At 69.6% G+C, this 25,969-nt stretch carries 24 protein-coding genes and 4 tRNA genes; 11 read left to right on the plus strand and 17 right to left on the minus strand.

Annotation, left to right across the window (positions count from 1 at the left end):
• Positions 1-14 precede the first annotated feature (14 nt).
• Positions 15-890 carry a YihY/virulence factor BrkB family protein gene (locus GEV27_RS08085; RefSeq protein ID WP_153933861.1) on the plus strand — a complete coding sequence of 292 codons (876 nt, stop codon included), beginning with the start codon at positions 15-17 and terminating at the stop codon, positions 888-890.
• A 72-nt stretch (positions 891-962) separates the two neighbouring features.
• On the opposite strand, the gene GEV27_RS08090 is transcribed toward GEV27_RS08085, so the two are convergent.
• The 8 genes from GEV27_RS08090 to GEV27_RS08125 form a co-directional block, all read right to left on the minus strand.
• Positions 963-1,193: a hypothetical protein gene (locus GEV27_RS08090; protein WP_153933862.1), complete on the minus strand. Its 231-nt coding sequence runs from the start codon at positions 1,191-1,193 to the stop codon at positions 963-965.
• Between the two features lie 69 nt (positions 1,194-1,262).
• Positions 1,263-1,568 carry a hypothetical protein gene (locus GEV27_RS08095; RefSeq protein WP_153933863.1) on the minus strand — a complete coding sequence of 102 codons (306 nt, stop codon included), beginning with the start codon at positions 1,566-1,568 and terminating at the stop codon, positions 1,263-1,265.
• Positions 1,569-1,924: 356 nt separating this feature from the next.
• The gene (locus GEV27_RS08100; RefSeq protein ID WP_153653012.1) at positions 1,925-2,347 is read right to left on the minus strand and encodes a DUF350 domain-containing protein; all 423 of its coding nucleotides are present in this window, start codon (positions 2,345-2,347) and stop codon (positions 1,925-1,927) included.
• 40 nt (positions 2,348-2,387) lie between these two features.
• On the minus strand, positions 2,388-3,611 hold the full coding sequence (locus GEV27_RS08105; protein WP_153933864.1) for a glutathionylspermidine synthase family protein: 1,224 nt from the start codon (positions 3,609-3,611) through the stop codon (positions 2,388-2,390).
• Entirely contained in the window at positions 3,608-3,943 is a 336-nt protein-coding gene (locus tag GEV27_RS08110; RefSeq protein ID WP_153933865.1) for a hypothetical protein, read from the minus strand. The genes GEV27_RS08105 and GEV27_RS08110 overlap by 4 nt, the downstream gene beginning before the upstream one ends.
• A 142-nt stretch (positions 3,944-4,085) precedes the next feature.
• Positions 4,086-4,157: transfer RNA gene (locus GEV27_RS08115), tRNA-Val, on the minus strand.
• 31 nt (positions 4,158-4,188) lie between these two features.
• Positions 4,189-4,259: transfer RNA gene (locus GEV27_RS08120), tRNA-Cys, on the minus strand.
• Positions 4,260-4,286: 27 nt separating this feature from the next.
• A tRNA-Gly gene (locus tag GEV27_RS08125) sits at positions 4,287-4,358 on the minus strand.
• Positions 4,359-4,442: 84 nt separating this feature from the next.
• On the opposite strand from GEV27_RS08125, the gene GEV27_RS08130 reads away from it, so the two are divergent.
• The 4 genes from GEV27_RS08130 to GEV27_RS08145 all read left to right on the plus strand — a co-directional run bounded on the left by GEV27_RS08130 (position 4,443) and on the right by GEV27_RS08145 (position 7,806).
• On the plus strand, positions 4,443-5,276 hold the full coding sequence (locus GEV27_RS08130) for an aminotransferase class IV (RefSeq protein WP_153933866.1): 834 nt from the start codon (positions 4,443-4,445) through the stop codon (positions 5,274-5,276).
• A 56-nt stretch (positions 5,277-5,332) separates the two neighbouring features.
• Positions 5,333-5,404, plus strand: a tRNA-Val gene (locus GEV27_RS08135).
• Positions 5,405-6,084: 680 nt separating this feature from the next.
• A complete protein-coding gene (locus GEV27_RS08140; RefSeq protein WP_153933867.1) occupies positions 6,085-6,276 on the plus strand; it encodes a hypothetical protein in 192 nt (63 codons plus the stop codon).
• A gap of 504 nt (positions 6,277-6,780) precedes the next feature.
• Positions 6,781-7,806: an alpha/beta hydrolase-fold protein gene (locus tag GEV27_RS08145; protein WP_153653006.1), complete on the plus strand. Its 1,026-nt coding sequence runs from the start codon at positions 6,781-6,783 to the stop codon at positions 7,804-7,806.
• A gap of 17 nt (positions 7,807-7,823) precedes the next feature.
• On the opposite strand, the gene GEV27_RS08150 is transcribed toward GEV27_RS08145, so the two are convergent.
• Together GEV27_RS08150 and GEV27_RS08155 are read right to left on the minus strand one after the other, a co-directional pair.
• On the minus strand, positions 7,824-9,407 hold the full coding sequence (locus GEV27_RS08150) for an ABC transporter permease (protein WP_153933868.1): 1,584 nt from the start codon (positions 9,405-9,407) through the stop codon (positions 7,824-7,826).
• Positions 9,404-10,333, minus strand: a complete 930-nt coding sequence (locus GEV27_RS08155; protein WP_153933869.1) for an ABC transporter ATP-binding protein — start codon at positions 10,331-10,333, stop codon at positions 9,404-9,406. Before GEV27_RS08155 ends, GEV27_RS08150 begins: the two co-directional genes overlap by 4 nt.
• Before the next feature lie 304 nt (positions 10,334-10,637).
• Between GEV27_RS08155 and GEV27_RS08160 the strand changes: the two genes are divergently transcribed.
• Positions 10,638-11,447 (plus strand): sigma-70 family RNA polymerase sigma factor, encoded by an 810-nt coding sequence (locus tag GEV27_RS08160; protein ID WP_194944155.1) that lies wholly within the window; start codon positions 10,638-10,640, stop codon positions 11,445-11,447.
• A 3-nt stretch (positions 11,448-11,450) separates the two neighbouring features.
• On the opposite strand, the gene GEV27_RS08165 is transcribed toward GEV27_RS08160, so the two are convergent.
• Genes GEV27_RS08165 through GEV27_RS08180 form a run of 4 tightly spaced genes read right to left on the minus strand, consistent with a single transcriptional unit; the run spans position 11,451 to position 14,503 of the window.
• Positions 11,451-11,852 carry a hypothetical protein gene (locus GEV27_RS08165; protein WP_153933871.1) on the minus strand — a complete coding sequence of 134 codons (402 nt, stop codon included), beginning with the start codon at positions 11,850-11,852 and terminating at the stop codon, positions 11,451-11,453.
• A 19-nt stretch (positions 11,853-11,871) separates the two neighbouring features.
• Positions 11,872-12,471 carry an acetoacetate decarboxylase family protein gene (locus tag GEV27_RS08170; protein ID WP_208430771.1) on the minus strand — a complete coding sequence of 200 codons (600 nt, stop codon included), beginning with the start codon at positions 12,469-12,471 and terminating at the stop codon, positions 11,872-11,874.
• Complete coding sequence (locus GEV27_RS08175) at positions 12,468-13,910, minus strand: NAD(P)/FAD-dependent oxidoreductase (protein ID WP_153653000.1); 1,443 nt, start codon at positions 13,908-13,910, stop codon at positions 12,468-12,470. The genes GEV27_RS08170 and GEV27_RS08175 overlap by 4 nt, the downstream gene beginning before the upstream one ends.
• Positions 13,907-14,503, minus strand: a complete 597-nt coding sequence (locus GEV27_RS08180) for a TetR/AcrR family transcriptional regulator (RefSeq protein WP_153933872.1) — start codon at positions 14,501-14,503, stop codon at positions 13,907-13,909. The genes GEV27_RS08175 and GEV27_RS08180 overlap by 4 nt, the downstream gene beginning before the upstream one ends.
• Positions 14,504-14,559: 56 nt before the next feature.
• On the opposite strand from GEV27_RS08180, the gene GEV27_RS08185 reads away from it, so the two are divergent.
• Positions 14,560-16,272: an FAD-dependent oxidoreductase gene (locus tag GEV27_RS08185; protein ID WP_153933873.1), complete on the plus strand. Its 1,713-nt coding sequence runs from the start codon at positions 14,560-14,562 to the stop codon at positions 16,270-16,272.
• A gap of 6 nt (positions 16,273-16,278) precedes the next feature.
• On the opposite strand, the gene GEV27_RS08190 is transcribed toward GEV27_RS08185, so the two are convergent.
• Both GEV27_RS08190 and GEV27_RS08195 read right to left on the minus strand, forming a co-directional pair.
• The gene (locus GEV27_RS08190) at positions 16,279-17,808 is read right to left on the minus strand and encodes a PQQ-binding-like beta-propeller repeat protein (RefSeq protein ID WP_153933874.1); all 1,530 of its coding nucleotides are present in this window, start codon (positions 17,806-17,808) and stop codon (positions 16,279-16,281) included.
• A 55-nt stretch (positions 17,809-17,863) separates the two neighbouring features.
• Entirely contained in the window at positions 17,864-20,197 is a 2,334-nt protein-coding gene (locus tag GEV27_RS08195) for a PAS domain S-box protein (protein ID WP_194944156.1), read from the minus strand.
• 137 nt (positions 20,198-20,334) lie between these two features.
• Between GEV27_RS08195 and thrS the strand changes: the two genes are divergently transcribed.
• On the plus strand, positions 20,335-22,311 hold the full coding sequence (thrS, locus tag GEV27_RS08200; protein WP_153652995.1) for a threonine--tRNA ligase: 1,977 nt from the start codon (positions 20,335-20,337) through the stop codon (positions 22,309-22,311).
• Between the two features lie 27 nt (positions 22,312-22,338).
• On the opposite strand, the gene GEV27_RS08205 is transcribed toward thrS, so the two are convergent.
• Positions 22,339-23,067: an SGNH/GDSL hydrolase family protein gene (locus GEV27_RS08205; protein WP_309222109.1), complete on the minus strand. Its 729-nt coding sequence runs from the start codon at positions 23,065-23,067 to the stop codon at positions 22,339-22,341.
• A gap of 142 nt (positions 23,068-23,209) precedes the next feature.
• Here GEV27_RS08205 and GEV27_RS17760 point away from each other — a divergent pair, with 142 nt between their 5' ends.
• Genes GEV27_RS17760 through GEV27_RS08220 form a run of 3 tightly spaced genes read left to right on the plus strand, consistent with a single transcriptional unit; the run spans position 23,210 to position 25,929 of the window.
• Positions 23,210-23,755 carry an HIT domain-containing protein gene (locus tag GEV27_RS17760; RefSeq protein ID WP_309222110.1) on the plus strand — a complete coding sequence of 182 codons (546 nt, stop codon included), beginning with the start codon at positions 23,210-23,212 and terminating at the stop codon, positions 23,753-23,755.
• An 8-nt stretch (positions 23,756-23,763) separates the two neighbouring features.
• Positions 23,764-24,402, plus strand: coding sequence for a phosphatidylinositol phosphate synthase (gene pgsA / locus GEV27_RS08215; RefSeq protein ID WP_153652993.1), 639 nt, complete (start codon positions 23,764-23,766; stop codon positions 24,400-24,402).
• An 18-nt stretch (positions 24,403-24,420) separates the two neighbouring features.
• On the plus strand, positions 24,421-25,929 hold the full coding sequence (locus tag GEV27_RS08220) for a SulP family inorganic anion transporter (RefSeq protein WP_153933876.1): 1,509 nt from the start codon (positions 24,421-24,423) through the stop codon (positions 25,927-25,929).
• Positions 25,930-25,969: the final 40 nt, after the last annotated feature.

Below are 25,969 nucleotides of genomic sequence, written 5' to 3' on the forward strand. Positions count from 1 at the left end.
GCTACGGTAGAGCCATGGCGGTGGAACCGGTAGACCGACCGGGCGTCCCCGAAGAGGTCAAGAAGCTCGTCGCGCGGACGGTGAGCAGCTGCTTTCGCTACCGGGTGACCGGCCTCGCGGCCGAGGCGGCGTTCTTCGCGATCCTGTCGCTCCCACCGCTCGTGTTCGGCCTCGCGGGGACGATCGGATTCATCGCCGAGCGCTTCGACGTCGCGAAGGTCGACGTGCTCAAGGAGCGCATCATCGACCTCGCGTCCAAGGCGCTCACCGACAGCACGGTCGACAAGGTCATCGCACCGACGCTCGACGAGGTGCTGGGCGGGGGGCGCATCGACGTCATCTCGATCGGCTTCGTGCTCGCGCTGTGGTCGGGGTCGCGGGCGCTCAACGTCTTCCTCGACACGATCTCGATCATCTACGGGCTGGGCGGGCACCGCGGCATCATCAAGACCCGCGCGCTGTCGTTCTCGCTGTACGTCGCGGCCCTGATGGTGGGCATCGTGCTGGTGCCGCTCGTGCTGACCGGTCCCCAGCTCGCGGCCGATGCGTTGTCGGACCGCTGGTCGTTCCTGCGGGTGTTCTACTGGCCCGCGGTGGTGGTGCTGTCGATCGGCTTCCTCACGACGCTGTACCACCTCGCGGTGCCCGTGCGGAAGAAGTGGCGGGTGGGTATGCCGGGTGCGGTCTTCACGCTCATGCTGTGGATCCTCGGCAGCTATTTCGTCCGCTGGGCGCTCGGCTTCTCCACCGGCGGCATGTCCATCTACGGCCCCCTGGCCGCGCCGATCGCGGTGCTCCTGTGGCTGTACGTCCTGTCGATCTCGGTCCTGATCGGCGCCGCGATCAACGCCGCCGTCGAGCAGGCCGTCGACGACGCCCGCTGGGGCTGACCCCGCCGGCACCAAGATTTGGCGGCTTGAGCCCGCCAGATGTCCGGGATCGTGAGATGTGGCGGGCTCAGCTCACCGAATCTCGAGGACGTAGTCCGCGCGGTCCACGACGTGCTGGGCCCAGTCCTGCACGGTGGCCTCCGGGAGGTCGAGATCGAGCTCGCTCAGCGACCGCTCCACCTCGGGCACGACCTCGTCGATGGGCATGCCTGAGAAGCTGATCCTCAGGGACTCGTCGGCCGCCTCGATCTTGCGGACCAGGTCGGGGGAAGTGGCGTCATCGGCCTTCACACTCGTTCGCATGACCAGACCGTACGGCCAGCAGGTCGGGGTCGCACGCCGGCCGCGTGCAGGCCCGCACTGCGCGAGCGACTAGGCGCCGGACGCATTCGCCGTGGCCTCGAGAGCGTCCAGGAGCCCGGAGGGGGACTGCAGGATGCCGGGAACGGAGCCGGGCGCGCCCCGTTCGCCGGGCGCCGTCTCAGCGGGATCGTCCGTGAGTCGCACGTCCTCGCACCCGAAGGCGTCGGCGGTCACGCCCGCGAGGCCCGCGTCGTGCGCGTAGACCAAGAGGTAGCGCGGGCCGAGGTCTGCCCGGCATGCGCGCTCGCGATCGGCGGGCACCAGCTGGTCCAGGTCACGCTGGTAACGGCGCAGCTGGCCCGGCGGGACGCGCACGGGCGGCCGCTGCCGAGTCCACTCGAGAGCTGCTCCGTCACCTGAGGGGGTCAACGCCCCGTACACGCACACCCAGGCGGCTTCCAGCCGAGGCAGCCGCGGCCTGCGCTCGGCCGGGCGGGACGAGTTTGGGCCTTGCGTCGATGCAGTCGGCTGCGGCAGCTTGTCGGGGCAGGGCTCAGCGGCGTGGTCCGGCGTCACGCCAGCGGTCCGGCTTCCAGTGCGCGGGGGACCGGGAGACGAGCCGCCGGACGTCTCGCACCCGACGAGCGTGGCAGCAACGAGGACGGCACAGGCCGATGACAGGAGCCTCATGTCTGGACCATGTCAGATCGGCCCGGATCGTCTCGCGAATGTCAGGCGATGCAGGCCACGATCACGAGCGAGACCGAGACCTGCGTGGCCGCGGCGACGAGCGAGGCCGGGTGGAAGCCGGGCAGCGTGACGATCTTGGACAGGTCGTCGGGCGTGATGAGGTCGAGGAGACGGAACGCTGCCGCCTGCATCACCACACCGACGAGCCCGAACGCGATGGTCCAGCCCAGGGCGGCGCCGAACGAGGAGTCGCCGTTGGTCCAGATCGCGGTGAAGACGATCCCGCCGAGCCCGAGGATGCCGGCCGCAGTGACGATGGCCGCGTTCACCGAGGCGTTCTGCATGATGTGCTCCCCGAGCCGTCCCGGGGTCAGCAGGTCGAGCACGAGATAGCCGACTCCGAGGACCGCGAGGCCCATCGCCGCGTAGGCCAGCGCGTATCCAACTGAGCTCAGCAGGTCCATGGTTCTCCTAGGTGGTGCGGTTTGATCGGGACGCGTGCGGTCACAGGGTGTGCCCGGTCTCGGCGAGCCAGGCAGCGACCTGCTCGGGGGAGGACCGCGCGGTGGACATGAGGTGGGGGACGAAGCGCGCCTCGGTGTTGGTGATGCGGTTGCTCGACTCGCGCACACCGAGCCCGGCCGCGCGTCCGCCGATGACCCACGTGCCCAGCACCGGGTGGTTGCCGTCGAAGTCGGGCAGCTCGACGTACTTCTGGTAGACGAGCTCCTGGCCGGCCGAGTGCGTCGCCTCGACCGCCTCGCGGACGTGCGGGGTGTGGATCTCGACGCCGTCGCCCTCCCACCCGAACAGCGGCTTGGTCACGTACTCGCGCATCGCGTACGGGGCGTCGAAGTAGCTGGGCAGGAGGTTCTCGTGGCCCGCGAACATCTCCCACATCACGGGGAGCAGCGCCTTGGAGCCCAGGAGCAGCTTCCACGGCGGCTCGATCCACCGCGTGCGGGACGAGCCGTCGATCACGAGCGGGCCGAACGTGGAGTCCAGCATCCACTCGGTCGGGTACATCTTGAAGCAGTGGGCGATCTCGAGGTCCTTGACGTCGACGAACGTCAGGCGCTCGTGGTGCCAGCCGATCTTCTCGATCGTGATGCCGACGGTCTCGAGGCCGGCCTCCTGCGCGGTGTCCCGCAGGTACGCGACCGTGGCCCAGTCCTCCGTCGGCTCGTTCTGGCCGACGGCGAAGTGCACGATCTCGGCTCCCGTGGTCCGCCGGAACTCGTCCCACCGCTTGACCAGGTGCTCGTGGAGCATGTTCCACTGATCGCGCTCGGGGTGCAGGTCCTCGAGCCACATCCACTGGCACACGGCGGCCTCGACGAGCCCGGCCGGGGTGTCCGCGTTGTACTCGAGCAGCTTGGCGGGGCCGGTGCCGTCCCAGGCCAGGTCGAACCGGCCGTAGATGGACGTCTCCGCGCCGTCGCGCAGGGACCGGGCGAGGAGGTCGCCGGCGCCCGGAGGCAGCTTGTGCCGCTGGATGAGCTGGGCGTCGTCCGCCATGCGCGCGGCCGCCTGCATGGCCATCGTGTGGAGCTCGTCCGTGACGCGCTCGAGGTAGTCGACGTCGTCCTCGGTGAACTCGTAGTAGGCGGTCTCGTCCCAGTACGGCACCTCGCTCCCGTCGCCGGTGCGATCGACGGCGTACGTCAGGCCCTGCTCCTCCACGCGGCTCAGCCAGTCCGGCCGCGCCGTCGTCTGCACACGTCTCATCCGCCGAAGGAGCCCTTGCCGGAGTAGAACCCGCCCCGCGTCACGGTGCCGCCGTCAGCGGACACGCCGCCCTTGGTGAACGACTTGCTGGTCGGGGTCACGAAGGAGCCCTGACCCGCGACCGCCTGACCCTCTGCGGGCGCACGTCGGCCTGCGGGGATGTAGTACCACCCGTAGCCGCCTCCGGACGTCGCACTGTCGTCGTCGCACTGGTCGTCGGCCACGCGCACGTCACTGGAGCGGTCGACACACACGCCGCGCTCCTCGGCCCGCGAGCCCGCGGCGCCGATACCGACCAGCGCGACTGTGACCACACCGATTCCCACGGTCATCGAACGCCTTCGCTTGTCCACGGCGGGAAGGTTATCGAACGCTTGTCTCGATTGCCGTCCGGGGTCGTCTCCACCGCCTCGACATTCCCGAGAATGACGAAAAGCCCCCGGAATCTGTGGGATTCCGGGGGCTTCTTCCGTGTGGGCGATACTGGGTTTGAACCAGTGACCTCTTCCGTGTCAGGGAAGCGCGCTACCGCTGCGCCAATCGCCCATTGCTGGTGCTTATGAAGTTGTGACGTTCGAGGTGGGTACGGGATTTGAACCCGTGTAAACGGATTTGCAGTCCGTTGCCTCGCCTCTCGGCCAACCCACCGCAGGATGGGTATGGAGACCCTCTCCGAGCGGACAACGAGATTCGAACTCGCGACCCTCACCTTGGCAAGGTGATGCTCTACCACTGAGCTATGTCCGCACTTGGCCTCTACCGGAGGCCGAGATGAAACATTAGCCGATGGTTCCCGCAGACCCAAAACCGGGGTCGGCGTAGCCTTCGATCATGAAGACATGGGTCAACGGCCAGCTGCTGAAATTCCCTGACGAGCCAGTGATCAGCCCGCTCGATCACGGCATGATCGTCGGCGACGGAGTCTTCGAGACGGTGCAGATCAGCCGCAACGAGCCGTTCGCGTTGACGCGGCACCTGGACCGACTCGTGCGGTCCGCGGAAGGGCTCGGCATCGGCACGCCCGACGTCGGCGCAGTCCGTGAGGGCGTCGAAGCGACGATGGACGGCCAGGACATCGAGTTCGGGCGCATCCGGGTGACCGTGACCTCGGGCCGTGGGCCGCTCGGCTCTCCGCGCGGCTCCGAAGGCCTGACGTACGTGGTGATCTCCGAGCCGTGCCACCGTCCTCCCGACGTCTCGAGCGTCGTGACGGTCCCGTGGCCCCGCAACGAGCGAGGCGCGCTCTCGGGGCTGAAGACCACGTCGTACGCCGAGAACGCGCTCATGGTCGAGCACGCACTGGCTCGCGGCGCGTCCGAGGCCGTCATGGCGAACACGCGCGGCCAGCTCTGCGAGGGGACGGGCTCCAACATCTTCTACGTCGTGGGGGAGAGACTTCTCACACCCACGCTGGCGGCCGGCCCGCTCGCGGGTGTCACCCGGGCGCTCGTGCTCGAGTGGTGCGCCGGTGAGATCGACGTCGCGGAGCAGGACGCGCCGATCGAGGTGTTGCAGACCGCGGACGAGGTGATCCTCGTCGGCACGACGCGCAACGTGCAGGCGATCGCGAAGGTGGACGACCGGGAGCTGCCGGCGCCGGGGCCGATCACGCAGCGCGTGCAGGCGATCTGGGCGCGTGAGGTGATGCGGGGGATGGACCCGTAGGTCACCGGGGTCGAGGTGCCGAGGAGCGATAGGTTAGAGTTTCGGACGCACCCCGCGGGCGATTGGCGCAGTGGTAGCGCGCTTCGTTCACACCGAAGAGGTCACTGGTTCGAACCCAGTATCGCCCACCGCAACAGAACCCTCTGATCAGCGATCATCGCCGGTCAGAGGGTCTCTCGTTTCTCCATCGGGCTACCTGCACCGCATCGCCGCTCATGGGGCTTGGCGCCACCGACGTGAACCGGTGCGGCCTTGACCTCCCACCTTCTCCGACGATGAATGGGTTCGTGAGAACCCATGACGCGGATGGCGATGCTGGGGATCGCCACGTGGCGGCACAGTGGACTCGACTGTTGACGTTTCTCGACGGCATCGGCTCAGCGCGAGAAGTTGCGCCCGGTCGGATCACCCTGAGGCTGCGCGAGACCGGACGCGACGTCGAGATCGTGATGACCCCCGAGCAGTGGGACAACATGATTGGGCCCATATGGGGCAGTTTCGATGACGCGGCGGCGGATGTCCGACAGTCCGTCCTGAGCGTGGGCAGCGAGCCGTTTCTGGTGTACGCGGACTACCAGTCGGAGCCGTCGTCCACGCCGCACGTGCACAAGATCCTCAGGAGGAACGCCTACGGGCGCTGCTCGAGGCGGTCAGCGGGAAACCCATTGGCTCATGGGTTGTCCAGGACGGCGAGGGCCGCGTAGTGGACCGGTTCAGCGACTTCCCAGACGAGTAGCCTCGACTGCAAGAGGGGTGCGCGAGACCCTGATTCGAGGGAATCGGGGGCGCGGACCGATACGGTGACGTCATGCCCGATGAGGTGTACTACTCGCCGCACGACAGACCGTTGTTCTGGATCGGCATGGTGACTGGAGCCTCGTTCACCGTTTACGCAGTCCTCTCACTCACACGGGAGTCGTGGCTGGGGGCAGGCGTGGGCGCGGTGGTGGGCGTCATCGGTTTCCTGAACGCTCGACGCCACTGGAAGGCGATGCACTAGCCATGCGCTCCCATCGGGGTACGGATCTTCGGCAGTCCAGTGGTTGCGACGGCATCGTCACCCTGTGATGCATGACGACATGCCGTCCCTCGAGCCGAATGACCGGTCGGACGTTCGGCGATCCACGTGGTGGGTAGGACGAGGGCGGGTGCCGCGCCCGCGGGCGTGGTGGCGAGATGCCGTGCCTCTTGCAGTTTTCGCCGCATTGGTCACGTTCGCGTGGGCGCTGGACGACGAGAGATCCAGAGGATGGGTGATCGTTGTCAACTGGGTGTTGGCGGCTGCCGTGCTCGGTTGGAGCTGGTTTCGCCGCGAGAAGCCGTCGAGGGACTGAGGTCTCACGGCGCCTGCTCGCCGCCGTGGGCCAAGCGCCCGGGGCGGCGAGGACTTCGTCCTCTGCCTGCCCGGCGCGGTACCGCGGGACAGTCAAGTGGTCTGCTCGTCCTGCGGGCGGACGGGGGGTGGTGAACCGCTTCCCCGATCTTGATCGTCAGGAAGTCCGACATGACACGTTCATGGTTCTCCCGTCCTTGCCTCACCGCGGCTGCCTGCAGCGCCCTGCTGTTGGGTGTCGCTGCGTGCGGCTCCTCGAGCGACGGCGACTCCGACCAGCCGTCGCGCGCTCCCGCCTCGACGTCGACCGGCCCGCCGGGTGGGCAGACCCCGTCGGCCAGCGCCGACGCCACCGAGCTCGCGGCGCAGGTCAAGAGCAAGTTCAAGCAGAAGACCTACAAGGACGCCGAGACCGGACGGACGCTGCCCTACAACATCTTCCTGCCCGACGGCTACAGCACGACCAAGGAGTACCCGGTGGTGCTGTTCATCGGGGACGCGAGCCTGGTGGGGCAGGACGTGACGGCGCCGCTGTCGCAGTACGGCGCCCTGGTCTGGGCCGGTGACAGAGACCAGCAGGAGCACGAGAGCATCGTGCTGGTGCCCGAGTACCCGAGCGTCATCATCGACGACCGCGACGGCTACTCGACCACCGAGTACGTCGAGATGACCGCACGCTTCATGGAGTCGATCGAGGACACCTACAGCGTGGACGACGACGAGGTCTACGGCACCGGCCAGTCGATGGGCTGCATGACGATCCTGTATCTGGCGGCGAAGTATCCCGACCTCTTCGCTGCCGAGCTCCTCGTGTCGGGCCAGTGGGACAAGAGCCAGCTGGAAGGAATGGCCGCGGAGACGTTCCTCTACATCGCGGCCGGCGGTGACACCCGGTCCACGGACGGGCAGAAGGACCTGCAGGCCCTCCTGAAGCGCGCCAAGGTGCCGTTCGGCACGGCTACCTGGGACGCGACGTGGTCGGAGCGGCGGCTGGACGCGGCGGCGAACAAGCTGCTGGGGGACGGCGACACGGCCAACTTCGCGACGTTCGAGCCCGGCACCGTGCTGAAGGCGGACGGGCAGGAGACCGACGCCTCCGGACCCGGCGGCGTCGCCGAGCACATGGCCTCGTTCGAGCCCGCCTACAAGATCCCGGCCGTCCGCGACTGGCTGTTCGAGCAGGCGGGCCGCGACTGAATCTCGGCGAAGGGGACTCACAGCACGTCGCGACGACGGAAGCCGACAAAGGCGACGGCCATCAGGGCGAGGGCCACCACGCACAGCCAGGCCAGACCGGACCAGTCCGTCGAGGACGCTGCGACAGCCGGGACGTGGCGGAACGGGCTGATGTCGAGCGCCCAGTCCGGCAGCTTGAACGTCGGTCCGAGGATCGTGAGACCGAACGAGGCCACGATGCCCAGCCACCCGATCAGGCGGATGCGAGGCGCGGCGCCCACTGCGGCGAACGCGATGGCGACCAGCAGCCAGACCGCTGGGATCGTGGCGAGGGCCTGCCCGATGATGTCCCGAGCCGAGATGTCCTCCCGCGGCCCGACGATGCTCATGGTCACGCCGGCGAGCGCCATGGCGAGTGCGGATCCCGCCAAGGCGACCACGAGGTTGCTCGCGAGGTAGACCTTGCGCCGCAGCGATCCGGCCAGGAGCGGCTCGACCCGGTAGTCGACCTCCTCGGCACGCATACGCAGCGCCACCTGGACGCCCAGCACCGCAGCGATCATGCCGGTGAGATGCAGGATGGTCACGATGAAACCGAGCGTCGCGGCCCGCTGGCCGGTCGCCCCGCCCGCGATCGTCTCGGCCATTGCGGGGTTGGCCGCGAGCACGTCACCGATCGACGAGGCCAGGTTGCCGAAGACCACGCCGAGAGCGGCGAACGCGATGAACCAGGCCACCAAGGGCCCGCGATGCAGACGCACGGCGAGGCCCCAGGGGGACGTCACCCAGCCGCCACGCGCCGGGCCGGGGCGGGTGGCGACAGCGCCCTGCCCGAAGTCGCGGCGCTCCTGCAGCGCGAAGGCCACGGCGACGAGCACGACCGCGAGTGCCACTGCCGGCAGCAGGGGCCACACGCGGTTGTCGGTCGCCGGATGGGTCGCCTCGAGCCAGCCGAACGGGGTCACCCAGTCGGTCCAGCCCGGAGCCCCGCTCGAGTCGAGGTAGCCACGGAGCACGTACAGCACACCCGCGGTCGCCACCCCCAGGCTGGTCGCGGTGCGGGCGTCCGACGAGATCTGGGCGGTCACCGCGGCCGCGCCGGTGAACATCAGTCCCGCGCCGGTGAACGTCGCACAGAGGATGCACGTGGCTGCCGCGCCGCCCCCGCAGGCGACTGTGACGAGGAACGAGACGATTCCGAGCGCCACGGACGCGACCACGCCGAGCGTCACCGCCACGCCCAGCCGGGTCTGACGGCCCATGACCCCCGAGGCGAGCAACTCGGCCTGGCCCGAGTCCTCGGCCGCCCGGCTGTTGCGCACCACGACCAGGATTGCCATGAGGGCGGCGAAGAATGCGCCGAGGCCGCCGGCCCGCCAGGCGTTGAAGCCGTCGGCGGTCAGGAGGTCGCGCGCCGGACCGAAGATCAATGACAGGGCCGGGTTGCCGCCCAGCGCCCGCGCGAGCGCCTCACGGTCCTCCCGGTCCGGGAAGATCCAGGCGTAGGCCAGCACCGACGAGGCCGAGAGCGCCGTGACACCGGCGATCCACGGTGCGATGTTGCGGGCGTCCTGGCGAGCCGACACCCGGAGCAGCGGTCTCGTCCCTGCAAAGGCGCTCATCGCCCGGCTGGTCCGGACGGTGCGGTCACGTACTGCTCGAGGAACAGCTGCTCGAGCGAGGGTGGGGTGACGGTGAGGCCACTCATCTCGTACGGCAGCAGGGCCGCCATCGCCTCGCTGACGCGGGTGGACTCGATGCTGCCGGTGAACCTGCCGTGCTCGTCGACGTGCGCATCGCGGAAGATGCTGAGGGTCGACACGTCGCCGGGTGGGCGAGCGAGCGTCGCCCTCACCGAGACCGTGGCCTGCCCCCGCAGGTCCTCGAGCGCCCCGGTCTGCACGATGGTGCCGGACCGGATGATGCTGACCCGGTCGGCAAGCGCCTCGACCTCGCTCATGATGTGGCTGGACAGCAGGATCGTCGCCCCCGCCGACTTGACCTTCGCGATCTCGTCCTGGAAGACCGATTCCATCAGGGGATCGAGCCCCGAGGTGGGCTCGTCCAGGATCAGGAGCTCCACGTCGGACGCCAGGGCGGCCACGATGGCGACCTTCTGCCTGTTGCCCTTGGAGTACTGGCGGCCCCGCTTGGTCGGGTCGAGCTCGAACCGTTCGATCAGCGCAGCGCGCTTCGTCTCATCCAGGCCCCCGCGGAGCCGGCCGAGCAGATCGATGGCCTCGCCCCCGGACAGCGCCGGCCACAGCACGACGTCCCCAGGCACGTACGCGAGCCGGCGGTGGAGCTCCACTACGTCCCTCCACGGATCGCCACCGAGCAGCTCTGCGGAGCCGCCGTTGGCCCGCAGGAGGCCGAGCAGGACCCGGATCGTGGTCGACTTGCCGGCGCCGTTGGGCCCGAGGAATCCGTGGACCTCGCCGCGCCGGACCTCCAGGTCCAGACCGTCCAGAGCGCGGAAGGAGCCGAACGTCTTGACCAGCCCGTGCGTGCGGATCGCCAGGACGTCCTGCGCCGGTTCCGGGGTCATCGCCGCGTCCCTCCCCGGTACGGTCACGGTCCGGGTGACCGCACCTCTCGCCAGCACACTGCCGCCTGCACTCGGTCTACGGCAGAGTCGTCGGTCCCTGGCACGTCGGAGCCGATCCGCCGGCGGGGGGGAGTGCTGCGTCACACCCGGTTACCGCGCGGAGACGGCGGTTACGTGCAAGTATTTTCCTGGCTGCAACTGGCCGTTACATCGAGGTGACGACACCACCCCGTCGGATCCTCATCTCCCAGGGGAATTACTTGTGATGGTTGAACACGATCTTGATCGTTCGTCTGCCCTCGACATGACGCTCGAGGAGCTCGACGACGGTGCGCTCGTCGAGCTCACCCGGCAGGGGAGCACCGAGGCGTACGCCGCCCTCTACGACCGGTACGTGTACAGCGCGCGCCGCCTGGCCCGGCACCTGGGCCAGCGCGACGAGTCCGACGACGTCGTCTCCGACGCGTTCGCGCAGATCTTCGGGCTGCTGCAGCGCGGCAAGGGCCCGGACAGCGCCTTTCGGGCCTATCTGTTCACCGCGGTCCGTCACGAGTGCGGTCGTCGGGCCAAGGCCGTCAAGCGCGTCGTGCCGACGGACGACGACACCGTCATCGACAGCGCCGTCCCGTTCGGCGCCGGTGAGCTGGACTCCTTCGAGAGGAACGCGGTCCGCGCGGCGTACGAGTCGCTGCCCGAGCGCTGGCGAACGGTCCTGTGGCAGCTGGACGTCGAGGGTCGCAAGCCCCAGGAGCTCGCCGAGGCCCTCGGTCTGAAGCCCAACAGCGTCTCGGCGCTGGTCTACCGGGCCCGAGCGGGGCTGCGCGAGGCCTATCTGCAGCAGCACGTCAGCTCGACGGACGACTCGGCCGGACAGGCGTGTCTCTTCGTCCGCGAGCACTTCGCCGCAGTGGTCCGTCGCACCGCGTCCCGGCGGGACCAGGAGAAGGTCCACGCCCACCTCGAGACGTGCAGGGCCTGCATGGCGGTCTACCTGGACCTCCAGGAGGTCAACGGCGAGGTCAGCGCGGTCGCGACACCCGCGGTGGGCGCCGGGGAGCGGTCGGCGACCGTCACCCCCATCCGCCGCGCGACGGCGGTCACGACGGCCGGGTGAGGTTCACTCCTCGCCGGTGCACGCGCTGAAGGCGGCGCCGAACTCCTCGGTGTCCTGCAGCGGGGAGGCCTCGGGCTCGACGATCCTGCCGCCGGTCACGGCGTACAGCGCGTCGTCGAAGATCACCAGGGTCGTGCCGTCGAGGCACGGCGTCTCGTCCTGCGGGCCGGGCTCGCCGTCCTGCAGGCACTGCTCGTAGTCCTGGGGCAGGGTCGCCCCGGCCTTCCAGACGTCGGCGCAGTCCGGTCCGGTGGGGACCGGTGTCGTCCGGGTCGCGGACGGCTTGCCCGACTCCTCCGTCTCGGTGTCACCGCCACGGGCGCCGTCGGACGACGAGTCGTCCCCGCCCGACGTGCAGCCGGCGAGCAGGAGGGCGGTCGCGGTCAGGATCGCAAGTCGGCGCATCCCTCGAGCGTAGTGCCGATCAGCTGCGGCCGAAGATCAGGCGGAACGGGCGCGCCGCGAGCGTGAGCAGCGGTCGGCGGCCGGCGAGGAAGCCGACCGGTCCGCCCGCGGCGAACGACCAGCGGCCGCGGGTGACGCCGAGCCGGACGCGGCCGCGCACGGGGGAGACCTGCAGGGTCCCCGCGCGGTCCTGCGCGATGGTGAACCCGAGTGGCAGGCGGAACGGCAAGCGGCGCACCCGCGGCACGGTCAGCGTGCCGATGCCGTGCGCGTCGTACGCGTGGTGGGGCTCGACGTCGAAGTCCGCAAGCTCCTTGGGGATCGCCCACAGCTCACGCCCCCCGTCGCGGGACGCCGCGCTGTCGACCCAGATGTGGGTGATCGAGACCCGGGGGCGCCAGCCCTGCCGGACGAGCACGGTCGACATGATCTCGTCGTACGTCAGCGGGCTGGGCCGCTCGTAGACGAAGAACGCTGCCGAGACGATCCCGCGTCCGAGCACGGTGATGGGCCGCGTCGCGGACGAGTGGGGGGCGGGCAGGTCCTTGACCGGCACCAGCCACACGCCGATGTACGCGTGGCCGTGCAGGTCCCACGGCTCGGCCGGGTATGCGTTCACGCCCACTCGAACGCCTCCGGCTCGAGGTGCTTGGTCGCCTTGGCGAACGGGAGGGTCGCACCGGGCCAGTTGGACGTGATGCGACCTGACGGGTGGCGGTACCAGTTGTCGCACGAGCTCCACACCGAGCTGTCGAGCTGGCGGGTGAGCTCGCGGTCGTAGTCCCGCTCGGCCTTCTCGGTCACGACGACCGAGCGATAGCTGCCGGCCTCCAGGCGGTCCACGACCTGGCGCATGTGGCGCGCCTGGGCCTCGAGCATGTAGATGATCGAGCCGCCGCCGAGGTTGGTGTTGGGGCCGTACGTGACGAGCAGGTTGGGGAACCCGGGGACGTACATGCCGAGGTACGCGTGCGCCCCGTCGGTCCAGTGTGTCGCGAGCTTCTGGCCACCGACGCCGGTGATGTCGATCGACTCCAGGAAGTCCTGGGCGTCGAAGCCGGTCCCGTAGACGATCGCGTCGACCTCGTGCTCCGCGCCCGTGTCGTCGACGACTCCGGTCGGGGTGACCCGGGTGACGCCGTGGGTCACGACGTCGACGTTGGGCTGGGCGAGGGCGGGATAGAACTCGTTGCTGAACAGGATCCGCTTGCAGCCGATGGGGTAGTCGGGGGTGAGCTTGGCGCGCAGCTCCGGATCGGTGACCTGCTTGTTGAGGTGACGCATCGCGATCGCCTTGTTGATGCGACCGACCTTGGACTTCTCGTCCAGCCCGCGGGCGAACTGCTCCATGATCGTCCAGATGCCGCCGCGCTCGATGCGTTGGCTGATGGGCAGCGCCTTGAACAGGGCGCGGTGCCACGCGGTGTAGGGCTTGTCGGGCTTGGGCAGGAGGTAGTTCGGGGTGCGCTGGAACATCACGAGCTGCGCCGCGTCCTTGGCCAGGTGGGGTACGAACTGCACCGCGCTGGCGCCTGCACCGACGACCGCGACGCGCTTGCCGGTCGCGTCGAAGGAGTGGTCCCACTCGGCGGAGTGGAACGAGGTCCCCGTGAACGACTGGACTCCCTCGATGCTGGGCAGCCTGGGCCGCGAGAGCTGTCCGACCGCGCTGACGAGCAGGTCGACGGTCTCCACGGTGCCGTCCGAGAACGTGACGCTCCAGCGCGCGGCGTCCTCGTCCCACGCGGCCGCGACCACCTCGGCGCCGAAGCGCACCAGTGGGGTGATGCCGTGCTTGTCCGCGACCGAGCGGATGTACGCGTGGATCTCCTCCTGGAGGGCGTAGCGCCGCGTCCACTGGGAGTTGGGCTCGTACGAGTAGGAGTACAGCGGGGACGGCACGTCGCAGCCGGCACCTGGGTACGTGTTGTCGCGCCAGACGCCGCCGAGGTCGTCCGAGCGCTCCCACAGGCGCAGGTCGGTGTGTCCCGACCGCTTGAGCTCGACGGCGACGGCGATCGCGCCGAAGCCGGATCCGATGATGCCGATCGAGGTCATGGAAGTTCCTTCGTGGGAGCGTGGTCGTGGACGAACAGCAGGACGCTGTCGGTCAGCAGGTCGAGGGCTTCGTCGCGTGAGTACGTCTTGCGCTGCAGCCACTCGCGGCAGACGGCCTTGGTCAGCGCCGCCATCGGCCGCAGCCGGGCGCGCAGGTGGGGGGAGTCCGGCAGCCCGAGGGCGTCGAGCACGAGCCGGGCGGCGCGGTCGTCCGCCTCGTCGACCACCGCCTGCACGTCGGAGGCGCCGTGCAGGTTCGCCGCCCCGCTCGCGGCCACCCACGCCTGGCCGTACGTGGTCGCGGCGTCGAGGATCCAGTCCATCGTGAGCCGCGCCCGCTCCTCGAGCGTGCGGCCGTCGTAGTCGGGCAGTGCCTGGGTCGGCATGAGGATCGAGCCCCGCATGACCTCCAGGAACAGCTCGCGCTTGTCGCCGAAGTAGTGGTTGATCAGCCCCCGGGCGACACCTGCGGCCTCGGCCAGCTCCGCGGTCGACACGTCGTCGTAGGCGCGATCGGAGTAGAGGACCCGCGCCGCGTCGATGATCTGCTGGCGGCGCTCGGCGGGCGCGAGGCGCAGTCGGGGGGCGGGCACGGCACCAGTGTCGTCCGCTATTGGCAGAGTGTCAACAAGCCCGTAGGGTGTGACCCATGACTCAGCGTGACTACGACGTGATCGTGATCGGATCCGGCTTCGGCGGCAGTGTCGCGGCCCTGCGACTGACCGAGAAGGGCTACCGCGTCGGGGTGCTGGAGATGGGTCGGCGCTTCGCCGACGACGAGCTGCCCGAGACGTCGTGGCGCGCGCGCCGCTACATGTGGGCGCCCTGGGCCCGGTGCTTCGGCATCATGCGGCTCACGCTGCTCAAGGACGTCCTCATCGCGAGCGGGACGGGGGTCGGGGGCGGCTCGCTCGTGTACGCCAACACGCTCTACGAACCGCTCGACCCCTTCTATCGCGACCGCCAGTGGGCGCACATCACGGACTGGAAGGACGAGCTCGCCCCGCACTACGCCCAGGCCAAGAAGATGCTCGGCGTCACGGCGTACCCGGGGACGAGCGTGGCGGACGACCTGATGTCGACCCTCGCCAAGGAGTACGGCGTGGAGGACACCTTCCACGCCTCCGACGTCGGGGTGCTGTTCGGCGACGAGCCGGGTGTCGAGGTCGAGGACCCGTTCTTCGGCGGCGCGGGACCCGCGCGGCGCACCTGCATCGACTGCGGGGCCTGCATGACGGGCTGCCGTCACAACGCCAAGAACACGACCGTCAAGAACTACCTGCACCTCGCGGAGGGCGCAGGCGCCGAGGTCCACCCCATGACGACCGTGACGGACGTGCGGCCGATCGCGCCCCGTGTCGAGGGCGGGGCACCGCGCTACGAGGTGCGCACGCAGCGCACGGGCAACCGGCTGCGCCGCGCGACCTTCACGGCCGACCAGGTCGTCTTCGCCGGCAATGCGCTCAACACCCAGAACCTGCTGCACCGGCTCAAGCGGCGCTCGCTCCCGCACCTCTCGGACCGGATCGGCGAGCTGAGCCGGACCAACTCCGAGGCCGTCCTGTCGGCGCGCTCGGCGGACAAGGACGCCGACTACACCCCGGGCGTCGCGATCACGTCGTCGTTCCACCCCGACGAGCACACGCACGTCGAGCCGGTCCGCTACGGTCACGGGTCCAACGCGCTGGCGCTGATCAACATGGCGCTGCCCGATCGTCCCGGCCCCGGTGGCCGCCTGCGTGCGGTCGTCCGTGGCTACCGGGTCCTGGGGCTCCGCGGGGCGCTGCGCGTGCACAAGCCGCGGCGCTGGGCCGAGCAGTCGATCGTGGTGCTCGTGATGCAGTCGCTGGACAACTCGATCACGACGTACCTCAAGCGGGGACCCTTCGGACGCACGCTGACGAGCAAGCAAGGAGTCGGCGAGCCCAACCCGCCGTACATCCCGGTCGCGGACCGGGTCGCGCGGGACATCGCCGAGCGGATCGGCGGGCACCCCGGCAGCTCGATCGGCGAGCTGGCGGGCGTGCCCCTGACGGCCCACTTCCTCGGTGGCTGCGTCATCGGCGAGAGTCGCGAGACCGGTGTCGTCGACCCCTACCAGCGCGTCTTCGGGCACGAGGGGCTGCACATCAGCGACGGCTCGGCGATCACCGCCAACCTGGGGGTCAACCCCTCGCTCACGATCACGGCGCAGTCCGAGCGGGCGATGTCCCTGTGGCCCAACAAGGGGGAGGCCGACCCGCGGCCACCGCTCGGGCAGCCGTACGAGCGGGTGGCCCCGGTGGCGCCGGTCAGCCCCGCCGTGCCCGAGGGGGCGCCGGCGGCCCTCCTGCTGCCCGTCCCGGTCGTCCCGCCCCGCTGACCGGGCTCAGCCCTTCGGCAGCGTGTAGCCGACGAGCCCCGACGAGCGGGACAGGACGTACGTCGAGGAATCCACCTTCTGGGCGCTGTCCTTGACGGTCGCGACGGTCATCGGCCGGTCGACGACCGTGCCGTCGGGGCCGCACTGCTCGATCATCGGGTCGCCGTAGCGTTCCCGGTTCTCGTTCTCCCCGCCGGCGTCGAAGGGGATGACGTACTTGATGGTGGCCGTCTTGCCCTCGCAGGCGAACAGGTCATCGGTGGCCATGGCGACCGACGTGCCCGTCCTGGCCTCGTACAGACGGGGCCCCTTGGCGGTGGGCACGACGAGGGTGCCGGGAGCCGTGGTCAGGTCCGCGTTGTCGCCCTGGAGGAATGCGTGGGCCGCGTCCTGGTCGAGAGGCGCAGACCATCGGGTCCTGCCGGTCACCGGGTCGTAGCCCTGGACCGTGACGGAGGTGCCGGAGGGCGTGCGGAGCTTGCCCTTGACGAAGTGCAGCGTGCCCGAGACGGCGCACCTGACGGGGTCGCGCGTGGCGTTGTCGGAGTCATCGGAGTCGTCGCCCTCGCCCAGGCACGGCTTCCTGACGCCGTCCTTGCGCCAGATGAGCTCACCTGTCCTGCCGTCGAATGAGATCTGTGTCCTCCACGCCAGGTCGAAGTCATAGGACTTGCCGGCCGCAGCGCGGTCCTTCACGGTCTTCGGCATGCCGATGCCGATGTAGCCGGTGTAACGGTCCGTCTTCTCGTCCCAGTCGACGCTCCAGCCCGTGTCGGAGGTGTGGTGCTTTCCCGCCAGCTCCTCGACCGGGGTCGTCCACAGGGTCTTGCCGTCCCTCTCGACGCCGATCAGCTCGCCGGGGCGGTCGTCGGTCGAGAACAGCCCTCCGTCCGCAATCGAACGGCGGTTGGCCGCGAGGCCATCGCGGTCGACCGCGAGGCGTCCGGTCTCGAGGTCCAGACGCAGGTTCTGGTAGTCGGTGCCGGAACCGTAGGAGGCGCGCAGGCAGGCATCCACCTCGTCGTCGCACTCCTCAAGCGGGACGGCCGCCAGCACGTTGCGGGTGCGGAACCGCTCCTTCCCGGTGGCCGGGTCGAGCGCCACGATGGGCGTGAGCCAGTAGCCGGGATTGTCCAGGCTGAGCGGGCGCGGTGGCTCGAGCAGGACAACCGACGCGGTGCCGTTCTTGTCCTGGGATATGACCGGCGACAAGGCATAGCCGGGAGCCTGAGCACCGGGACTGTACGGATGCTTCCAGGTCACGGTCCCGGTCGCGGTGTCCACGCCGATGAGATCGAGCTCGTTCTGGCGAGCCTTCACGATCGCCACGGCGGTCCGGCCGACGACCTCGGGCTGGCCGAGCATCTTCTGCTTGACCGTCCACGCGGGCTTCACGGTCGTGGCGTCCCGCGTGAGCTGCTTCGCCGCGGCCTTGGCGGCCGCGTCCTTCTTGTCCTCCCGGTCGTCGCTGCCGGCGCTCGTGCACGCCGTGGCAGCGAGCATCGTGCCGACGACCACCCCGATGATCTTCTTCATGGAGACAATCTGGCACAGAAGGCCGTCCAGGTGGGCGGAACCGCCGCGGCGCGGCTCAGGCCAGGGGGACGGTGACCAGGAACGCGCCGCCCGGTCGCTCGGGCGTCGGATCCTCGTACGTCGCGTCGCCGCCCTGGGCGCGGGCCAGCTCGCGGACGATGAACAGGCCGAGGCCCGTGCCGCCGAGCTCGTCGCCCGTCGCGAACCTGCCGAAGAGACGTGAGCGGACGTCGGGCCGTACGCCCGGCCCCGCGTCGGCCACGCGGATCTCGGCCTGGCCCCCGGCCACCGTGACGTCCACACGGACGGGCGACCGACCGTGCTTGAGGGCGTTGTCCAGGAGGTTGTCGACGACCTGGGCCAGTCGTGCACCGTCGGCCATGACCGTGACGTCGTCGGGCGCCTGAACCGTGACGACCTGATTGCTCGCGGCTTGCAGCGCCGTGGCTGCCGCGGCCTGGAGCAGCGGCTGCAGCGCCGTCGGCTCGGGGGACAGGCGCAGCGCATTGGCGTCGAGCCGCGAGGCCGTGAGCAGATCGGACAGCAGCCGGCGCATGCGCTCAGCACTGGTGGTCATGCCGTCGAGGAGCGTCAGACGCTCGTCCTCGCCCAGGGCACCCCAGTGCTTGGACAGCACGTCGGCGGAGCCGCCCAGCACGGTGGCCGGCGTCCGGAGCTCGTGCGCGGTCACCGCGAGGAACTGGGACTGGTCGGACGCCGCGTGCCGCAGCTGCATGTTGAGGGTCTGCAGGGCCTCGTTGGCCTCCGCGAGGGACTGGGCGGCGCTCTCCTGCTCCTGCTGCGCGAGGTACTGGGTGGTCGTGTCACGAGTGACCTTGGAGAAGCCCACGAGCTTGCCGACGTCGTTGTGGACGGCCGTGATGAGCACATTGGCCCAGAAGCGCGAGCCGTCCTTGCGGACGCGCCAGCCCTCCTCGCCGTAGCGACCCTCGCGCAGCGCTATCTCGAGCTCGTGCTCGGGATGACGGGCCTCCTGCAGCTCCGGGGGATAGAACACCCGGAAGTGCCGGCCGATGATCTCGTCGGCGGTGTAGCCCTTGGTGCGCTGGGCGCCGGCGTTCCAGCTGACGATGTGACCGTCGGGATCGAGCATGAAGATCGCGTAGTCGCTCACCGCGTCGACGAGCAGGCGGAAGCGCTCCTCGCTCTGGCGCAGCGACTCCTCCGACTCGAGCCGGGACGTCACGTCGCGGGTGATCTTGGCGAAGCCCACGTGGTTGCCGCCGTCGTCGAACACCGCCGTGATGAGGACATTGGCCCAGAACCGGGACCCGTCCTTGCGGACGCGCCAGCCCTCCTCCGCGTAGCGGCCGTCGCGGAGGGCGGCCTCGAGCTCGCGCTCGGGGTGCCCGGACTCCTGCAGCTCGGCACTGTAGAAGGTGCGGAAGTGCCGGCCGATGATCTCGTCCGCGCGGTAGCCCTTCGCGCGCTCGGCGCCGGCGTTCCAGCTCACGACGTGCCCCTGGGGGTCCAGCATGAAGATCGCGTAGTCCTCCACCGTCTCCACGAGCAGGCGGAAGCGCTCCTCGCTGCGGCGCAGCTCGTCCTCTGCGGCGCGCTGCTCCGTGATGTCCTGCACCTGCAGGAAGACGTAGAGCGGCAGACCGGCGCGGTCGCGCACGGGCGCCAGCGTCGACATGACCTTGCGCTCCCTGAGCCCCGAGACGCCGTGCTCGACGCGGATCACGTCGACCTGCTTGTGCTGGATCTCGGCGAGCGCCTCGTCGAGCAGCTCCCCGTGTCCGGCCATCAACGCGGCGTAGTCGACACCGACCAGGTCCTCGTGAGGATGCTCGATGAGCTTGCCCAGGGCCCGGTTGGCGCGGACGATGCCGCCGGACAGCGTGAGCGTCGCCATGCCGATGGCCGCCTCGTCGAAGACCTCACGGAAACGCTCGAGGTGCTCGTCCAGCACCTCGCGGTCGGTCTCGGTCACCTGCTCGCCGACAGCCGCAAGGGACGGTGCGGGCGCTGGTGGCGCCGCAGGGGCCCGGCCCTCGTGCACGTCGCGCAACCGATCGACCAACACGTCGAGGGAGACGGACTTCTCCAGGAACGCCGAGGCGCCCATCGAGCGGGCCAGCTCGGCCAGGCCCTCGCCCTCGAAGCCCGTGAAGACCACGACCCGGGTGGTGGGCGAGACCGCGAGCACCCCCGGCAGCGCGTCGATGCCGTCGAGGTCGGGCATGGACATGTCCATGACCAGCAGATCGGGGCGGAACTGGTGGACGAGCTCGATCGCGTCGGCTCCGTCCGCGCCCTCGCCGACCACCTCGAAGGCGCCCGAGAGCCTGAGGTGCGTACGGACCAGTGCTCGAACCTCGGGTGCGTCGTCGACGACCACGACGGTCGGCAAGCGGTTGTCCATATGTACGAGATTAAAGGGCTGAGTGGTCCCGTGCTGCACTGCGAGGCCGAAATCTCGCGCCCGGACCCCCGCGATACGGTGGTCCGAACCAGCACGCGCCATCCGTAGGGCGCGTCGACCCGAACAGAGGTAGCACCGTGCCGGACATCCAGATCGTCGTCGACCACGAGTCCCGATCCGTCGAGCAGGGCACGAAGGCGTGGCAGCTCTTCGCCGACACCCCCGAGATCATCGCGGCCCGGGTGAGCGGCACGTTGAAGGATCTCGCGTACGAGCTGGCCGACGGGGACTCCGTCGAGGGCGTCGCGATCGACTCCGCGGACGGCCGCGACATCCTGCGCCACTCGACCGCGCACGTCATGGCGCAGGCCGTGCAGGACCTCTTCCCCGAGGCGAAGCTCGGCATCGGCCCGCCGATCACCGACGGCTTCTACTACGACTTCGACGTCGCGGAGCCCTTCGTCCCCGAGGACCTCGCCAAGATCGAGTCGCGGATGAAGAAGATCATCAAGGAGGGTCAGAAGTTCGACCGCCGGGAGATCAGCGACGACGACGCGCGCGCCGAGCTGGCCGACGAGCCCTACAAGCTCGAGCTGATCGGCCTGAAGTCCACCGCGGGCGACGCGGCCGAGGGTGCCAGCGTCGAGGTCGGTGAGGGCGGCCTGACGATCTACGACAACCTCAAGCGCGACGGATCGGTCGCGTGGAGCGACCTGTGCCGCGGCCCGCACCTGCCGACCACCAAGCGCATCCCGGCCTTCACGCTCATGCGCAGCGCCGCGGCGTACTGGCGCGGTGACGAGAAGAACAAGCAGCTGCAGCGCATCTACGGGACGGCCTGGGAGTCCAAGGACGCCTTGGACGCCCATCTGCACCGCATCGAGGAGGCCCAGCGCCGCGACCACCGTCGCCTCGGCACCGAGCTCGACCTCTACAGCTTCCCCGACGAGATCGGCTCGGGACTGCCGGTGTTCCACCCCAAGGGTGGTGTGATCAAGCGCGAGATGGAGGACTACGTCCGCCGCCGGCACATCGAGGAGGGCTTCGAGTACGTCGGCACCCCGCACATCGCCAAGGAGGGGCTGTTCTACACCTCGGGGCACCTGCCGTACTACGGCGAGGGCATGTTCCCGGCGCTGGACGTGGACGGTCAGGACTACCGCCTCAAGGCGATGAACTGCCCCATGCACAACCTGATCTTCCGCTCGCGCCAGCGCTCGTACCGTGAGCTGCCGCTGCGCCTGTTCGAGTTCGGGCACGTCTACCGCAACGAGAAGTCCGGTGTCATCCACGGCCTGACCCGTGTGCGCGGCTTCGCCCAGGACGACTCGCACTCGTACGTGACCCCCGAGCAGGCGCCCGGGGAGATCCGTCACCTGCTGAACTTCGTGCTCAGCCTGCTGCGCGACTTCGGTCTCGACGACTTCTACCTCGAGCTGTCCACCCGCGACGACTCCAAGCCCGACAAGTTCATCGGCTCGGACGAGGAGTGGGCCAATGCGACCAAGGTGCTCGAGGACGTGTGCCTCGAGACCGGTCTCGAGCTGGTCCCGGATCCCGGCGGAGCGGCCTACTACGGCCCGAAGGTGTCGGTGCAGGCGCGCGACGCGATCGGTCGCTCGTGGCAGATGTCGACGATCCAGTACGACTTCAACATGCCCTCGCCCGAGCGCTTCGGCCTCGAGTACGTCGCGGCGGACGGCTCCCGCCAGCAGCCCGTCATGATCCACTCGGCCAAGTTCGGCTCGATCGAGCGATTCATGGGCGTCCTTGTCGAGCACTACGCGGGCGCGTTCCCTCCGTGGCTCGCGCCCGTGCAGGTCGTCGGCATCCCCGTGGCTGAGCGCCACGCCGACTACCTCTACGAGCTCACGAAGCGGCTCAAGGCCCTCGGCATCAGGGTCGAGGTCGACGACTCCGACGAGCGGATGCAGAAGAAGATCCGCAACGCGCAGCTGCAGAAGGTGCCGTTCATGCTGATCGCAGGCGACAACGACGTCGAGGCCGGCGCGGTGTCGTTCCGCTACCGCAGCGGCGAGCAGGAGAACGGCGTCGCGGTCGACGACGCGATCGAGCGCATCGTCGAGGCGATCCGGACCCGCGCCCAGGTCTGAGACCTCGCTGCACGGGCGCTGGGGCTCCTAGCGCTCGTGCAGGCTGCTGCGGAAGTAGACGTGCTTGGCGATCGCGGTGCTGCCCGAGAGGCTGGGATGGACGCCGTCGAGCGTGCGGTGCCGTGGGCGGATCGCGTCCGTGGCGGTGTCGACGTACTCCAGCCCGTTCTCGCGCGCGGCCGCCTCGATGATCCGGGGGATCCAGCGCCCACTCGGGGCGATCTTCCTCGCCCCGCCCCACGGCGCGGTGACGATCACGGTCGCGTCGTCGCCGGCCAGCTCGGCGACCCGGCGCAGCGCGGGGCGTACGGCACGGGAGACCTGCTGGGCCGAGCTCGGCGCGTCGCCGTGCCCGTTGCGGCGGCGGGTCAGGCAGTACGACCGGTCGTTGACCCCGCCCTCGATGACCACGACCTCGGCGGCGCGGATGAGCGCGGCGTGGGCATCGATGCTCTGCTGGAAGCTCCTGCCACGGCAACGGGTGCCGCGGCGCAGGTAGCCGGCTCCGCCCTCGGCCACCACGATCGGGTCGACGTCGATCGTGTCGGCGAGCATGCTCCACCACGCGCGCCGCTCGGGCGCGCCGGTGTCGGAGTAGGCCGCGCTGATCGAGTCGCCGATGACGACCATGGTGGCGCGTGCGGGCGTCGCGGCGGCCTGCCGCACGTCCTCGGCGGCGGTGGCGCCCGCGTCCTGGCTGCGCCCGGGGTGTGCCAGTGCCGCGCACGCCGTGAGGGCGCACACGACGGCGGTCACGGTCCTTCTCATTGGCGCAGTCCCCCTGACGACGGAAACAGCAGGCTACCGGCAGAGGGGCAGGGCAGGAGCGATCCCGCTGGCTGTGGCGCGCCGCACGTCGGTGCCGGGGGAGCGCGTGCGGACGACTAGGGTGTTTGGCGTGACGGACCAGCGCGACGAGCAGGACGGCGTGGGCGACCCCGATGCCTTCGAGCGTCTCTGGACGCCCCATCGCATCGCGTACATCAAGGGCGAGAACAAGCCCGCGTCCTCCGCGGCCGCGGACTGCCCGTTCTGCCGGATCCCGTCCCTGGACGACGCCGAGGGCCTGATCGTGCACCGGGGCGAGTCCGCGTACGCGGTGCTCAACCTCTACCCGTACAACGCCGGCCACCTGCTGGTCTGCCCCTACCGCCACGTCGCGGACTACACCGAGCTGACCGATCAGGAGACCGCCGAGGTCGCGGCGCTGACCAAGCAGGCGATGCGGGTCATGCGCACGGTCACGAGCCCGCAGGGGTTCAACCTCGGTCTCAACCAGGGCCAGGCTGCAGGGGCCGGCATCGCCGCGCACCTGCATCAGCACATCGTTCCCCGCTGGGGTGGCGACGCCAACTTCATGCCCGTCATCGGGCACACCAAGACCATGCCGCAGCTGCTGGGCGACACCCGCGAGATGCTCGCGGCCGCCTGGGCGAAGGAGTAGACGAACCCATGCTCGAACGTTTCCGCGACTTCTGGACGAAGGTCTGGGCCCCGCTCGCCGACCTGCTGCTGCGACTCGGCGTCACCCCCAACCAGGTGACCGTCGTCGGCACGATCGGCGTGAGCGCGGGCGCACTGTGGTTCTTCCCGCGCGGTCAGTTCTTCGTCGGCGTCCTGGTCATCACCGCATTTGTCTTCAGCGACATGATGGACGGCTACATGGCCCGCAAGCTGGGCAAGCCGTCCAAGTGGGGCGCGTTCTTGGACTCGACCCTCGACCGGGTCGGTGACGCTGCCGTGTTCGGCGGTCTCGTGCTCTACTACACGACGTCGGACGCCGAGGCGGATCTCGGCGACACCCGTATCTATCTCTACCTGAGCCTCGCTTGCCTGGTCCTCGGCAACCTCACGTCGTACGCCCGGGCGCGGGCCGAGTCGCTCGGGATGACGGCCAAGGGCGGCATCGCGGAGCGTTCCGACCGGCTGGTCGCGATCCTGGTCATGACCGGTCTGGCCGGCCTGTTCGACCTGCCGATCCTGCGAGAGCTCACGCTGTGGGTCTTGGCGTTCGCGAGCCTCATCACGGTGCTGCAGCGCATGCGCATCGTCTACAAGCAGACCGTCGACAGCCCCGGCCTCGAGTCCTGACGGCGGCCGACGAACCCCTTGAAGACCTCTCCACCCTCCACCGGCGAGCCCGCCCCGCTCGAGCCGACCGTCCGCAACGCCCTGCGCTCCCCGCGCCTGCTCCGCGTGGAGGTGCTGGCTGGGCTGGTGGTGGCCCTCGCGCTGATCCCCGAGGCGATCTCGTTCTCGATCATCGCCGGAGTCGACCCACGTGTCGGGCTGTTCGCGTCGTTCACGATGGCGGTCGCGATCTCGTTCCTCGGCGGACGTCCCGCGATGATCTCGGCGGCGACCGGCGCGGTCGCCCTGGTCATCGCCCCGGTCATGAAGGACCACGGCTACGACTTCCTCATCGCCACGGTCCTGCTCGGCGGCCTCATCCAGATCCTGCTCGCGCTCGCCGGGGTCGCGAAGCTCATGAGGTTCATCCCGCGCTCGGTCATGGTCGGCTTCGTCAACGCCCTGGCGATCCTGATCCTCGAGACGCAGGTCGATCACCTGATCGACGTGCCGTGGGCGGTCTACCCGATGACCGCGGTGGGCATCGCGGTCATCGTCGGCCTCCCGCGCATCAGCTCGGTGGTGCCGGCGCCCCTCGTGGCGATCGTCGCGCTGACGGCGTTCACGGTCGTCGGGGCGGTCGACGTGCCGGACGTGGGGGACCAGGGCGATCTGCCCGACAGCCTGCCCGCGTGGTTCGTCCCGGACGTCCCGTTCGACCTGGAGACGCTCGCGATCATCGCGCCGTACGCGCTCGCGATGGCGCTGGTCGGCATCCTGGAGTCGCTGCTCACCGCGAAGCTCGTCGACGACATCACCGACAGCCGCTCGGACAAGACCCGCGAGACGTGGGGCCAGGGGGCCGCCAACATCGTCACGGGACTCTTCGGCGGGATGGGTGGCTGCGCCATGATCGGCCAGACGATGATCAACGTGAAGGTCTCGGGGGCGCGCACCCGCCTGTCGACGTTCCTCGCGGGCGCCTTCCTGCTCGTCCTGGTCGTCGGCTTCGGCGACGTCGTGGCGCTCATCCCGATGGCGGCGCTCGTCGCAGTCATGGTCATGGTGTCCGTCGGCACCTTCGACTGGCACTCGATCAAGCCCGCGACCCTGCGTCGGATGCCGCGCAGCGAGACGGCCGTCATGCTCGTGACGGTGGTCGTCACCGTGCTGACCCGCAATCTCGCGATCGGTGTCGCGGTCGGCGTCCTGACGGCGATGACCCTGTTCGCCCGCCGGGTCGCGCACCTGACCCACACCGAGCGCACGATCGTGCAGGACGACGACGGCTCGTCCCGGGCGGTCTACACCGTGACGGGAGAGCTGTTCTTCGCCTCGAGCAACGAGCTCTACACCCAGTTCGACTACGCCCACGACCCCGAGACGGTGGTCATCGACCTGTCGCAGTCGCACATCTGGGACGCCTCGACGGTCGCCTCCCTCGACGCCATCACCACCAAGTACGAGCGCAGGGGCACGTCCGTCCAGATCATCGGGCTGAACCAGGCGAGTGCCGAGCGCCATGGGCGCCTGAGCGGCACCGTGTAGCCCGGGCCCCTCCGGTGGCCGGACCGTGACATCAACTATG

This window comes from Aeromicrobium sp. S22 (assembly GCF_009661045.1).
Classification (GTDB): domain Bacteria; phylum Actinomycetota; class Actinomycetes; order Propionibacteriales; family Nocardioidaceae; genus Aeromicrobium; species Aeromicrobium yanjiei.

Bases quoted from the DNA above. Each gene is read 5' to 3' on its own strand.
- GEV27_RS08140 (WP_153933867.1), top strand. From the start codon at position 6,085: ATGCCCGATGAGGTGTACTACTCGCCGCACGACAGACCGTTGTTCTGG.
- GEV27_RS08155 (WP_153933869.1), bottom strand. From the start codon at position 10,333: ATGACCCCGGAACCGGCGCAGGACGTCCTGGCGATCCGCACGCACGGG.
- GEV27_RS08085 (WP_153933861.1), top strand. From the start codon at position 15: ATGGCGGTGGAACCGGTAGACCGACCGGGCGTCCCCGAAGAGGTCAAG.
- GEV27_RS08100 (WP_153653012.1), bottom strand. From the start codon at position 2,347: ATGGACCTGCTGAGCTCAGTTGGATACGCGCTGGCCTACGCGGCGATG.
- pgsA (WP_153652993.1), top strand. From the start codon at position 23,764: ATGCTCGAACGTTTCCGCGACTTCTGGACGAAGGTCTGGGCCCCGCTC.
- GEV27_RS08150 (WP_153933868.1), bottom strand. From the start codon at position 9,407: ATGAGCGCCTTTGCAGGGACGAGACCGCTGCTCCGGGTGTCGGCTCGC.
- GEV27_RS08105 (WP_153933864.1), bottom strand. From the start codon at position 3,611: ATGAGACGTGTGCAGACGACGGCGCGGCCGGACTGGCTGAGCCGCGTG.
- GEV27_RS08110 (WP_153933865.1), bottom strand. From the start codon at position 3,943: ATGACCGTGGGAATCGGTGTGGTCACAGTCGCGCTGGTCGGTATCGGC.
- GEV27_RS08185 (WP_153933873.1), top strand. From the start codon at position 14,560: ATGACTCAGCGTGACTACGACGTGATCGTGATCGGATCCGGCTTCGGC.
- GEV27_RS08130 (WP_153933866.1), top strand. From the start codon at position 4,443: ATGAAGACATGGGTCAACGGCCAGCTGCTGAAATTCCCTGACGAGCCA.
- GEV27_RS08195 (WP_194944156.1), bottom strand. From the start codon at position 20,197: ATGGACAACCGCTTGCCGACCGTCGTGGTCGTCGACGACGCACCCGAG.
- GEV27_RS08145 (WP_153653006.1), top strand. From the start codon at position 6,781: ATGACACGTTCATGGTTCTCCCGTCCTTGCCTCACCGCGGCTGCCTGC.
- GEV27_RS08175 (WP_153653000.1), bottom strand. From the start codon at position 13,910: ATGACCTCGATCGGCATCATCGGATCCGGCTTCGGCGCGATCGCCGTC.
- GEV27_RS08090 (WP_153933862.1), bottom strand. From the start codon at position 1,193: ATGCGAACGAGTGTGAAGGCCGATGACGCCACTTCCCCCGACCTGGTC.
- GEV27_RS08190 (WP_153933874.1), bottom strand. From the start codon at position 17,808: ATGAAGAAGATCATCGGGGTGGTCGTCGGCACGATGCTCGCTGCCACG.
- GEV27_RS08160 (WP_194944155.1), top strand. From the start codon at position 10,638: ATGACGCTCGAGGAGCTCGACGACGGTGCGCTCGTCGAGCTCACCCGG.
- GEV27_RS08165 (WP_153933871.1), bottom strand. From the start codon at position 11,852: ATGCGCCGACTTGCGATCCTGACCGCGACCGCCCTCCTGCTCGCCGGC.